The 12,466-nt window shown below is 66.7% G+C and carries 3 protein-coding genes and 1 pseudogene; 3 read left to right on the top strand and 1 reads right to left on the bottom strand.

What is annotated here, in order from left to right:
* Positions 1-456 precede the first annotated feature (456 nt).
* Positions 457-1,368, top strand: a pseudogene (locus HWX55_RS32755) (porin); the annotation flags it as partial.
* Positions 1,369-1,971: 603 nt separating this feature from the next.
* On the opposite strand, the gene HWX55_RS32760 reads toward HWX55_RS32755, so the two are convergent.
* Entirely contained in the window at positions 1,972-2,844 is an 873-nt protein-coding gene (locus HWX55_RS32760) for a slipin family protein (RefSeq protein WP_175769748.1), read from the bottom strand.
* A 328-nt stretch (positions 2,845-3,172) separates the two neighbouring features.
* On the opposite strand from HWX55_RS32760, the gene HWX55_RS32765 reads away from it, so the two are divergent.
* Positions 3,173-3,625: a type II toxin-antitoxin system HicB family antitoxin gene (locus HWX55_RS32765; RefSeq protein WP_175769766.1), complete on the top strand. Its 453-nt coding sequence runs from the start codon at positions 3,173-3,175 to the stop codon at positions 3,623-3,625.
* A 62-nt stretch (positions 3,626-3,687) separates the two neighbouring features.
* Positions 3,688-12,333 carry a glucoamylase family protein gene (locus tag HWX55_RS32770; protein WP_175769746.1) on the top strand — a complete coding sequence of 2,882 codons (8,646 nt, stop codon included), beginning with the start codon at positions 3,688-3,690 and terminating at the stop codon, positions 12,331-12,333.
* The last annotated feature ends 133 nt before the right edge of the window (positions 12,334-12,466 follow it).

Genomic DNA, 12,466 nt, shown 5'->3' on the forward strand with positions numbered 1-12,466 from the left:
GGGAAGTGCACGTACCCGTGCGCCCTGCCGTTCCCGCCGCATGCCGGCCAGCGGCCGGATGCCAGACTCTACCGTCGCGCCTCGCCCGGCCCTACCAACGTTTTGCGGAATCGATATGCGAACGCGCATAGCGCATCGGCCCGTCTTCGCCCAGTGGGCCGTTGCGTAAACGCATCGTCATGCGAACGACGAGCACTACGGATATCGAACGATTTCATCGATCGATATGACCGCGTCCACGGGTTTCCAGCGACCGACGTTCGCGGTCCGCACGATGCGTTCGCCGCAGCAGGCGTGCCGGACGCAATCGCGTCGTACGTGTCGGGCCCGCAGCAATGCACATTACAAATCGGCCGCGCAGCGATTTACAAACCACGGATCGGCCGTTCATCGGCGCGTCCGTCGTCAATAGCATCGTGATCCTCGCAAACGTACTGATAAAAACAGAGGTTGGTCATGATCAAAAAAACGGTGGTACTGGGTTTGGTTTCGATCGGTTCGGTCGGCGCGCATGCGCAGAGTTCGGTAACGTTGTACGGGGTCGTCGATGCAGGCATCGCGTATACGAACAACCAGGGCGGCGCGAGCAACATCCAGCAGACGAGCGGCAAGCTGAGCGGCAGCCGCTGGGGCCTGAAAGGCGTGGAGGATCTCGGCGGCGGCCTGCAGGCGGTCTTCACGCTGGAAAGCGGGTTCCGGCCGAGCGACGGCGGGCTCGGCCAGGGCGGCCGGCTGTTCGGCCGGTCTGCGTACGTGGGCCTCGGCAAGAAAGGGCTCGGCACGTTGACGTTCGGTCGTCAGTACGAGCCGATCACCGATCTCGTCGCGCCATACTCGGGCGCGGGTTTCTGGTCGCCGGCCACGCACGTGGGCGACAACGACAACCTGAACCAGAGCTTCCGGCTGAACAACGCGGTGAAGTTCCGCAGCGACACGATCGCCGGCTTCACGGCCGACCTGCTCTATGCGTTCAGCAACCAGGCCAATGGCGGCGCAGGCACCGGATTCTCGAACAACAACGCGTGGGGCGCATCGGCGAACTACGTGAACGGCCCGCTGTCGATCGGCGGCGGCTATGTGCGGTTCAATCACCCGAATGCGGCGTCGAATACGAGCGGCGCGGTGGGCGGCGCAACCTCGACCACCGGCAACGACTACAGCGGCGCGTTCTTCTACGGGCTGAACGGCGGCGTACTGAAGCAGCAAATCGGCGCGGCAGGCGCGAACTACGTGCTCGGCCGCGCGACGCTCGGCTTCGCGTGGAGCCACACGCAGCTCAATTATCTCGACGGTTCGTCGCGCAAGTTCAACAACTACGACGTGAACGCACGCTACCAGCTCACGCCTGCGGCCACGCTGATTGGGGTAACCTTGATCTCCGTGCAATTTTCCGGTTAGAGCGATCTGGACTGCATGCGGGGTTGCGCCCCGCCGCCTCTAAATATTTGTTTAAAATCAAATGGTTGCTGTCTGTTTTTCAAGCCAGCGGGCTACAGACATACCATCCAACCAACGAGTAACAAGAAATGAAGGCGCGGAAAAGGGCGCGTGGGTCGCCCGCAAGGTGATGCACCGTCATCGCAACGCTTGTCGGCTCGGTTGCCGACGCGAACGAGGCGAACTTCGGAGCAGCAGTCGCGTGGCGCGTCGGTGGCACCGTCTCGGTGACGAACCAGGTGCAATTCGAGGATCAGCCTTTGCGATATGAGCGCGGCCACTACCTTCTTGCAATGACACGTTCACGCAGGTTCAGCAATCGACGCTATATCAGGATCGACGGTCGATCTGGAATGAGTGTCGGACTGACCTTCGCCGCGACCATCCCCGCGTTGTAACGTGGTGAAGCGATTTCTGCCTCCTGCCCATGGTGGAGTATTCGCAACAGACTGGTCATCAAATTGTAGGTGTACCCCGTTCTGGCAATGTCCGGGCGATCTGCGCAAGGCGTCGCAGGTGAATACGAGCTAGCGATTACGCCGCTGTCTTGAGCGCAGGCACGGGCGCGGCGCCCGCCACGTCATGCCCGGCAATCGCAAGCGCGAGCACAGGATTCAGGCTGTCCACCATCGCACTGGGAATCAGGATCGTCGCTCCGCGTTCCTTCGTCGTTTCGTAGATGATGTTCATCGCCCGCAACTGAAGCGCGCCCGGATGATTTTCGTAGACCTGCGCCGCTTCGACGAACTTGGTCGCGATTTCGGCCTCCGCCGAGCCGAGGATCACCCGTGCCTGCTTTTCGCGCTCGGCTTGCGCCTGGCGCGACATCGAATCCTGCAGCGCGACCGGGATCGCGACATCGCGGGTCTCGACCGAGCGGACGGTCACGCCCCAATCCACGGTCTTTCTGCCAATCTCGTCGCGCAAGTGCATGTCGGCCGCCTTGCGATCCGACAACAATGCAGCCAGCATCGATGCCCCGATCATTTCCCGCAGTGAGGTTTGCGCAACGCGGTCAATTGCTTGCCGGTAGTCGGTGATGGCGAGCGCGGCTTTCTGCGCGTCATGGACGTGCCAGAAAATCACGGCGTCGACGTTGACGGGCACGGTGTCCTTGGTCAGCGCTTGTTCGGCGTTGAAGGCGGTGGTTTGAATGCGTTCGTCGATGATCGCGACAACATTGTCCAGGATTGGAATGATCATGAAAAAACCGGCACCCTTGACGCTTTGCAGCTTGCCAATCCGCAGGATCACGAACTTCTCCCAGACGTTGGCGACCCGCACGGACAGTGCGATCAGGACCGCGACGATGAAAAGGGGGGCCGCAAGATACAGGTGGCCCCACGCGCCGATGGCGAATGCCGCGAGGACGAACGCGGCAGATAACACGAGTGTGATGGGATTCATAGTGACGCTCCGTTTCGGTGACGACAACCTGGCGCATGAGCGATGAGGCGCACTGCATCTCGGGTCGTCTTGGGCGTTCTGGCAACAGGGGGCAGAAGCCCTGATGCGAGCGTGCGCCCTATCGCCATGCCGATCGGTACGGTGCCGTACCTCGATCGCGCACGCTGCGCTTGCGTGACCGGATAGCGAAATACCGGGCGATCAGGTGTGTGAACGACGTGCAGCGCACCACGAAACGCTTCCCGGAGACTGTTCTTCAGCGTACCGACTCGACGAGCCTGCGCGATGCACGATGACGTTCGTCACGTTCTTCAGCCGGGAGCGGTTCATGAAATATCCGATCTACATCACGCAGCATGGGCAGCCCCGCTATCGCGGCGCGCTTCCGGATTTCCCCGAGGTCGGTGTGGAGGGCGACTCGTATGGCGAGCTGCAAGCGGTCGCCGAGCAACTGGTCATGGCCCGCTACGACCGCTCCGCGCGTCTCGTTCCGCCACCGACCACGGACATGTCGGTATTGCAGGCGTCGGAAGTTGATGCCGGGGACGGGATCTGGCGGTTCATCGATCTGGACCTGAGCCGGATGACGTCGAGTTCGGTGCGCATCGAGCTGTGCTTGTCAAAGCGCATCGTGCACGACATCGATCGGACGGCGAACGCGCTGCATACGACTCGCGATGCCTTCGTGTCGCTGGCGTGCGAGAACGCAGCCGTCCGATCCGCACAGCACGGAGCGTTGCGGTGCGAACCCATCGCGAAATCGCTGTCGGAAGCGGCCTGACGGCCCGGGTGTGCCGGGCATGAAGCCGCTGCGGATGGTGCGGCGATGGGGGAGGAAGCGCCTTGAAGATTCACGTTGCGCGTGTGTCGCGACGCCGGACATCGCCATGGAGCAATGCCCGGCCGATTCGCGAGGAGTTCTTCGGCGAGGAGCGACTGGCGCAGCATGCGGGCAGCCTGGCTCGCGCGCAGAAGGTAATGCCTGGTGTGATCTCTGGCCCGTCGCTCGCCACACGGCTGAGAGACAATGCGGATCATCTGCTGAAGGCCTATCAGAACACGGCGGCCGCAGACGCACGCGGTGAAGAGATCATGCCTGCTGCGGAGTGGCTGCTCGACAACTACTACCTTGTCGCAGAACAGGTGCGGCAGATCCGGGACGATCTCTCCCCGCGTTATTACCGCCAACTGCCCAAGCTCGGCAACGGCCCGTTCGCCGGTTATCCGCGCGTGCTCGAGATCAACTGGGCCTTCGTCGCCCATACCGACAGCCGTTTCGATCCCGACGCGCTATGCCGTTTCATGCTTGCCTATCAGGCCGTGGAACCGCTGACGATCGGTGAACTATGGGCGGTGGCGATCACGCTGCGGATCGTGCTGATCGAAAATCTGCGGCGGCTCGCGGATCAGATCATCGATGACCGGCGCGCGCGGCTCGACGCCGACGCGCTCGCGGATCGCCTGCTCGGCGAACGCGGGCAGGCGCGGGCGGAGACGGAGTCGCTCGTCGCGCGTTATGAGCAGATGGTATCGCACGATGCGTTCGCGGTGCAGTTGATCCAGCGGCTGCACGATCCCGATCCGGCCGTCGCGCCGGCACTGGCGTGGCTGCATCGGCACCTGGCAGCGCGCGGCGCGACGCCGGACCAGATCGTCGCCTCCGTCAACCACGAGCAGGGCGCCGCCAGCCTCACCGTGCGCAACGTGATCACCAGCATGCGGCTGATTTCGGAGGTGGACTGGACCGAGTTGTTCGAGCGCATCAGTCTGGTCGATCAGGTGCTGCGCAGCCACCCGGGTTTCGCGGAGATGGATTTCCCAACGCGCAATCTGTATCGCGACGCGGTTGAAGCGCTTGCCCGCGGCGCGCCCGTCAGCGAGCTCGAGATTGCCCGTCGCGTCGTCTCCGATGCCGCGGCACAGGGGCCGAGCCACGCGCCGGCCGCCGGCGCGATGCCTGGCCGCGAGGCGGACCCCGGTTACTACCTGCTGGCGGACGGCCGCGCCGCATTCGAAGCGGAGATCGGCTATCGGCCGCCCGTTGCGTTGTGGTTGCGGCGCCTCACCCGCCACGCCGGTCTCGGCGGGTATCTCGGCCGAATCGGGCTGATTGCCGCGCTGCTGCTGACCGGCATGCTGGCATGGCTCGCTTGCATCGAGCCGCCCGGTCAGTGGCTGATCTGGCTCGGCGTCGCCGGCCTGCTACCCGCGCTGGATGCCGCGGTTGCGCTCGTCAATCGCGGCGTGATGCGCGATGTCGGCGCGAAGATCCTGCCCGGCCTCGCATTGCTCGACGGCATTCCGCCGGACCTGCGCACGATGGTCGCCGTGCCGGTGCTGCTGACAACGGAAGCTGTGCTCGGCGAGCAGATCGAGCAACTGGAAATTCATCATCTGGCGAGCCCCAACGGCGCGCTTTACTTCGCTTTGCTATCCGACTGGATGGACGCGTCCACGCCGCACGCCGACAGCGACGACGGGTTGCTGGCATCCGCGACGGAGGGCATCGACCGGTTGAATCGCCTTTATCCGGCTGCGCCGGGCGAAGGCGAGCGCTTTCTGCTGCTGCACCGCAAGCGCGTATGGAACGACGGCGAACGGTGCTGGATGGGCTGGGAGCGCAAGCGCGGCAAGCTGCACGAGCTGAACCGATTGCTGCGCGGCGCATCGGACACGACGTTCATCGCGGCGGCCGGCCGGACGCCGCACGTGCCGCCGGACGTGCGCTACGTGATCACGCTCGATGCCGATACGCGGTTGCTGCGCGATACCGTGCGCCGCCTGGTCGGCAAGATGGCGCACCCGCTCAACCGGCCGGTATTCGATTCGGCGAGCCGGCGCATCGTCGGCGGCTACGGCATCCTTCAGCCGCGCGTCACGTCCTCGCTCGCGAGCGGCGACGAGGGTTCGCTGTTCCAGCGCGTGTCGTCGAGCGCGCACGGCATCGATCCTTACGTGTCAGCCGTATCGGATGTCTATCAGGATTTGTTCGACGAAGGCTCCTATGCGGGCAAGGGCATCTACGACGTCGACGCGTTCGAGGCGGTGCTCGCCGGTCGCGTGCCGGAGAACGCGGTGCTCAGTCACGATCTGTTCGAAGGTATTTTCGCGCGGGCCGGACTGGCGTCGGATATCGAGGTTGTCGAAGCGTCGCCGTCCCGCTACGACGTCGCCGCGAGCCGCCTGCACCGATGGGCGCGCGGCGACTGGCAGCTCCTGCCCTGGTTGCTGTTCGGCCACGAACCGTTGACGGCGGTCGGCCGCTGGAAGATGCTGGACAACCTGCGCCGCACACTCACGGCACCCGCCATGCTGGTAGCGCTACTGGCCGGATGGATGCTGCCGCTCCCCGTATCGCTCGCCTGGATCGCCTTCGTGCTGGTGACGATCGCGCTGCCGTTCCTGTTGCCTGTATTGAGCGGGCTGGTGCCGCGCTGGCGGCGCACGCACGTGAAGATGACCACGCGCAGCGTGCTCCATGCATGGTCGATGGAGTTGCGGTTCGCGTTGACGCGGTTCGGCCTGTCGATCGTCATGCTGCCGCAGCAGGCGTGGTCGATGGGCGACGCGATCGCGCGCACGCTGTTTCGCTTGGGGATCAGCCGTCGCCACCTGCTCGAATGGACGACAGCGGCCGCAGCGGGCGCGAGCGACCGTCGGACCCTCGCGTCCACCTATCTGCAAATGCGCGGCGGCGTGACGCTCGCGCTGCTTGCCGCGGCTGCCAGCCTGACGGCGGGCTGGCGCTTCGATCGTCATACGGGCTGGCTGGCCGTGCCGTTCGTACTCGTCTGGCTTGCCGCGCCGGCGATCGCGTATTGGCTGAGCCGCGCACCACGGTCGGCGGGTGAGCTGGCGGTGACTCCGCACGATGCGCGTCGACTGCGGCGCGACGCGCGCCGGACCTGGCGCTATTTCGAGACGTTCGTGACGGCGGACGATCACATGCTGCCGCTGGACAATTTCCAGGAGGACCCGAAGCCCGTCGTCGCGCACCGGACTTCGCCCACCAACATCGGGCTGTACCTGCTGTCCGCCGTCAGCGCCCGCGAGTTTGGCTGGCTCGGTACGCTGGACGCGGTGTCGCGGCTGGAGGCGACCGTCGCGACGATGCGGCTGATGTCACGCTATCGCGGCCACTTTTATAACTGGTACGACACGCGCGATCTGCGACCCCTCGAGCCGAAGTACGTGTCGTCGGTCGACAGCGGTAATCTTGCCGGCCACCTGATCGCCCTCGGCAACGGTTGCCGGGCTTGGGCGAATCAGCCCGCCGGTGTGGGGTGGCAGGCCGCGTACGAAGGGATCGGTGACACGCTCGCGCTATTGCGCAAGGCCGTGTGCCGCGATGGCGATGCCCGGACGACCTTGCACGGCGAATTCGAGCGGGCCGCGACCGAGCTGGATGAGACGCTCGCCGCGCCGGCCCAGGAAGTCGGCGCTCCGGACGGCCCCGCCGCGCCGGAATGGTCCGAGATCACGATCCTCACCGCGACGGTCGCCGATGTCGCGCGCGCGCTGGCGGACGAAGTCGGCGGGGGGCGGGGCGGCGACGTCGACGACGTGCTGTTTTGGGCGCAGGCGCTGGAGCACGCGGTGCAGGGGCATTGCCGCGACGCGACGCGCACGCCGGACGAAGCGGACGTGCTGAACAAGCGCCTGCATGCGCTGGCCGATACCGCGTTGCAGATGGCCTATGCGATGGAGTTCGGCTTTCTGCTCGACCCGGTACGCAATCTGCTGTCGATCGGTTACGCGGTGGCCGACGGGCGGCTCGATCCGGGCAACTACGATCTGCTGGCATCGGAGGCGCGCCTCGCGAGTTTCGTCGCGATCGCGAAGGGTGATGTCCCGGCGCGGCACTGGTTCCGGCTCGGCCGCCTGGCGACGCCGATCGGGCACGGCGCGGCGCTGATCTCGTGGTCGGGATCGATGTTCGAATACCTGATGCCGTCGCTCGTGATGCGCGCGCCGGACAGCAGCCTGCTCGCGCGCACCAATCAGCTGGTGGTGCGTCGCCAGATCGCCTACGGCGACGGGCTGCGCCTGCCGTGGGGCATGTCCGAATCGGCGTACAACACGCGCGACATCGAGCTGACCTATCAGTATTCGAGCTTCGGCGTGCCGGAGTTGGGGCTCAAGCGCGATCTCGACCAGAACCTGGTGGTCGCGCCCTATGCGACCGCGCTCGCTGCGATGGTCGCGCCGAACGCAGCCGTGCGCAACTTCGAGCGGTTGCGTGCAACCGGCGCGTGCGGGCGCTTCGGCTTCTACGAAGCGCTCGACTACACGCCCGCGCGCGTGCCGGAAGGCATGCCAGTTGCGATCGTGCGGGCATTCATGGCGCATCACCAGGGCATGTCGATCGTGTCGATCGCCAATGCACTGCTGGGCGGGCGCATTCGCGCCTTCTTCCATGGCGAGCCGGCCGTGCGCGCCACCGAGTTGCTGTTGCAGGAACGGGTGCCGGGCCGGGTCGCGGCAGGGCGGCCGCGGGTCGACGCGAGCCCCGCCGGCAGGATGCATGGCGTCGACGCCGGCGTTGCACGGCGCCTGCTCTCGGCGGACGATCCCGCGCCCGTCACGCATCTGCTGTCCAACGGCCGCTACGCCGTGATGCTCACGGCCGCAGGCTCCGGCTACAGCCGCCGCGACGATCTGGCCGTCACGCGCTGGCGGGAAGACGCGACGCGCGACGATTGGGGTAGCTATCTGTATCTGCGCGACGCCGAGAGCGGCGAGGTCTGGTCGGCCACGTGGCAGCCCACCGGCGTGGTGCCGGACAGCTACGAAGTGACGTTCACCGAAGATCGCGCCGAGTTCGCGCGTCGCGACGGCACCTTGACGACGTCGCTTGAGGTGGTGGTATCCGCCGAGGACGATGCGGAAGTGCGGCGGGTGTCGGTGGCCAATACCGGCTCCCGGCCACGCGTGATCGAATTCACCTCCTACGCGGAAATCGTGCTCGCTCCGCCCGCCGCCGATCATGCCCATCCCGCATTCTCGAAACTGTTCATCGAAACCGAGTACGTGCCGGCGTCTGGCGCGATTCTGGCGACGCGGCGCAAGCGCGCGCCGAACGAGGCGGAAGTTTGGGCCGCGCATCTGGCCGTGACGTCCGGCGAAACCGTCGGCGCGGAAGAATTCGACACCGATCGATTGCGCGTCATCGGACGCGGGCGCAGCGTTCGCCTGCCGCTTGCGCTGACCGAACAGCGTGCGCTGGGCGCTTGCGAAGGCGCGGTACTGGACGCGGCGTTCACGCTGCGGCAGCGGCTGCGCATCGAGCCGGGCGCGAAGGCGAGCATCGTCTATTGGACCATCGTCGCGGATTCGCGCGCGCAGCTGCTCGACCTGGTCGACAAGCATCGCGACGGCGAATCGTTCGCGCGGGCGGCGATGCTCGCGTGGACCCAGGCGCAGGTGCAGCTGCGGCATAGCGCGGTGAGCCTCGACGAGGCCGCGTTGTTCCAGCAACTGGCCGGATACATGCTCTACAGCGATGCGTCGATGCGGCCGGGGTCCGCCGCGTTGCTGCGCCATGCAGCGGCGGTGTCGGCGGCGGGCGGCGTGGGCGCGTCGCCGCTATGGACGCATGGCGTATCGGGCGATCTGCCGATCCTGCTGGTGCGGATCGACGACATCGAGCACATCGCCATGGTGCGGCAGCTGATCCGCGCGCACGAGTACTGGCGGATGAAGCGGCTCGAGGTCGATCTGGTCATCATCAACGAGCGCGCGGCGTCGTACGTGCAGGATTTGCAGGCGGCGCTCGAGGGGCTGGTGCGGAACCGGCAGCAGCCGGACGAAGCCGGGCGCGGCAGTATTTTCGTGCTGCGCGAGGATCTGATGGCGGCCGCAGCGCGCGCGCTGTTTCCGGCCGTCGCACGGGCCGTGCTCGCCGCGCGCAACGGCCGGCTGGTGGACCAGTTGCGACGCCTCGCTGGTTCACCGCTGCCCGCCCGCCCGGATGCCGCGCGCGCGCCGCTGCCGCCGCCCGCGTCGCTGCCGCCGAAGGGTGCGCAGGCCGGCGCCGGTCTCGAATATTTCAACGGCATCGGCGGTTTCGCGCGGGGCGGCCGCGAATACGTCGTGATCCTGCAGCCTGGCCAATGCACGCCGATGCCGTGGGTCAACGTCGTCGCGAATCCGTCATGCGGCTTCCTGACGTCGGCGGAGGGAGGCGGCTATACCTGGGTGACGAACAGCCGCGAGCATCCGCTGACGCCGTGGTCGAACGACCCGGTCACCGATCCGTCGAGCGAGGTGTTCTACATCCGCGACGACGAGACCGGCCTGCGCTGGGGGCCGCAGGCGGGCTCGATCGGCGAGGATGCGCCGGGCGCGACGCCTTTCGTGGCGAGTCATGGTCAGGGCTACAGCCGGTTTACGCATACCGCCGCCGATGTCGCCGTCGAATTGCTGCAGTTCGTGCCGCTGGCCGATCCCGTCAAGATTTCCCGCCTGACCTTGCGCAACCTGTCCGACCGGACTCGCCGGCTGTCCGTCGCAACCTATGCGGAGTGGGCGCTGGGTGCGTCGCGCAGCGTCGCGGCGCCGCACACCGCGAGCGAGATCGATCAGCCGACCGGCGCGCTGTTTGCCCGCAACGACTGGAGTCAGGTGTATCGCGGCAGGGTGGCGTTCGCCGATTTATGCGGCCTGCAAACCTCGTGGAGCGCGGACCGGCGCGAGTTCATCGGCCGCAATGGCGTCCTGAGCGATCCCGCCGGTTTTCCGGGCAGGGCCGGCGCGTCGCCGTTGTCGGGCCGCGTCGGCGCCGGGCTCGACCCGTGTGCCGCGTTGCAAACCACGGTCGATCTCGAACCCGGCGGCAGCATCGAAATCGTCTTGCTGCTCGGCGAGGGCGCCGACGCGGCAGCGGCGCGACAGTTGATCGCGCATTACCGTCAGGCGGATCTCGACGCGATATTCGCCGCCGTGACGGCGTTCTGGGACGAGACGCTCGGCGCCGTTCAGGTCGAAACGCCGGATCGTGCGATGGATCTGATGCTGAATCGCTGGCTGCTGTACCAGACGCTGTCGTGCCGGATCTGGGCGCGTGCGGGCTTCTATCAGGCGAGCGGCGCGTACGGTTTTCGCGACCAGCTGCAGGATGGCATGGCGCTCGCGGTCGCCCGTCCGTCCCTGACGCGCGAGCATCTGCTGCGGGCGGCGGCGCGCCAGTTTCCCGAGGGCGACATGCAGCACTGGTGGCTTCCAGAAAGCGGCAGCGGCGTACGCACGCGGATCTCCGACGATCGCGTCTGGCTCGCGCATGCGGTTGCGCACTACGTCGAGGTCAGCGGTGACCGCGCGATTCTCGATGCGTCGATCCCGTTCATCGACGGGCGACCGCTGGCCGCCGACGAGCACGACGCGTTCTTCATTCCACGCGTCTCGGAAACGAGCGCGTCGCTGTTCGAGCATTGCGCGCGCGGGCTGGAGTCGAGTCTCGCGCAGGTCGGCGAGCATGGCCTGCCGCTGTTCGGCACGGGCGACTGGAACGACGGCATGAACCGGGTCGGCGAGGCCGGGCGGGGCGAAAGCGTCTGGCTCGGGTGGTTCCTGCATGCGACGCTCACGGCGTTCGCTCCGCTCGCCACGGCGCGCGGCTCGGGCGAACTGGCGGCGCGCTGGCTGACGCGCGCCGGCGTGTTGCGCGATGCGCTTGCCGATGCGGGGTGGGATGGCGAGTGGTATCGGCGTGGCTACTTCGACGACGGTACGCCGCTCGGCTCGGCCGGCAACGCCGAATGTGCGATCGACGCGATCGCGCAGTCGTGGAGCGTGCTGTCGGGCGCGGCGGACCCGGCGCGCGCCGCGCGGGCAATGGACGCGCTGGATGCGCAGTTGATCCGCCGCGACGATGGCCTTGCCTTGCTGTTCGCGCCACCGTTCGATCATTCGCCGGTCGATCCCGGTTATATCAAGGGCTACCCGCCGGGCATCCGGGAAAACGGCGGCCAGTACACGCATGCGGCCGCGTGGTCAGTGCTCGCGTTCGCGCAAATGGGCGACGGCGATCGCGCTGCGAATCTGTTCGCGCTGCTCAATCCGGTCAATCGGAGCCGCACGCGTAGCGGCGCGAATCGCTATCGGGTGGAGCCCTACGTGGTCGCAGCCGACGTCTATTCGGTCACGCCGCATGTCGGCCGGGGCGGCTGGACCTGGTACACCGGCTCGGCGGGCTGGTTGTATCGGGCGGGCGTCGAAGGCCTGCTCGGCCTGCGCCGACATGGCGACATGCTGTCCATTCAGCCGTGCATACCGCGATCCTGGCCAGGCTTCAAGGCAACACTGCGTCACGGGGCGTCGTACTACGACATCGTCGTCAGGAATCCGGAGGACGTCAGCGGCGGCGTGTCCAGCCTCGTCGCGGATGGCGTGCGGCTGGCCGCTGGCGAAGCAGCGGTCCGGCTCGTGGACGACGGTCGGCGTCACAGCGTGGTCGTGACGCTGGGCGCGGCGCAAGCGGTGCTTCCGTGAGACGGTCGGTCGACATGCGGGCCGGTACGTTAGCGGACGGACTTCGCGCGACTTACCCCCCATCGTGAATCGACGTCCCGAATTTCATCGGGACGTCAGCTCAGGGGCTTCCGCGCACCTTGCCGGATCGGAC

This window comes from Burkholderia sp. BCC1047, from assembly GCF_902833155.1.
GTDB classification, from domain to species: Bacteria; Pseudomonadota; Gammaproteobacteria; order Burkholderiales; family Burkholderiaceae; genus Burkholderia; species Burkholderia sola.

What these genes read in the sequence shown, in the direction of transcription:
- HWX55_RS32760 (WP_175769748.1), bottom strand. Translation starts at nt 2,844, where the DNA reads ATGAATCCCATCACACTCGTGTTATCTGCCGCGTTCGTCCTCGCGGCA.
- HWX55_RS32765 (WP_175769766.1), top strand. Translation starts at nt 3,173, where the DNA reads ATGAAATATCCGATCTACATCACGCAGCATGGGCAGCCCCGCTATCGC.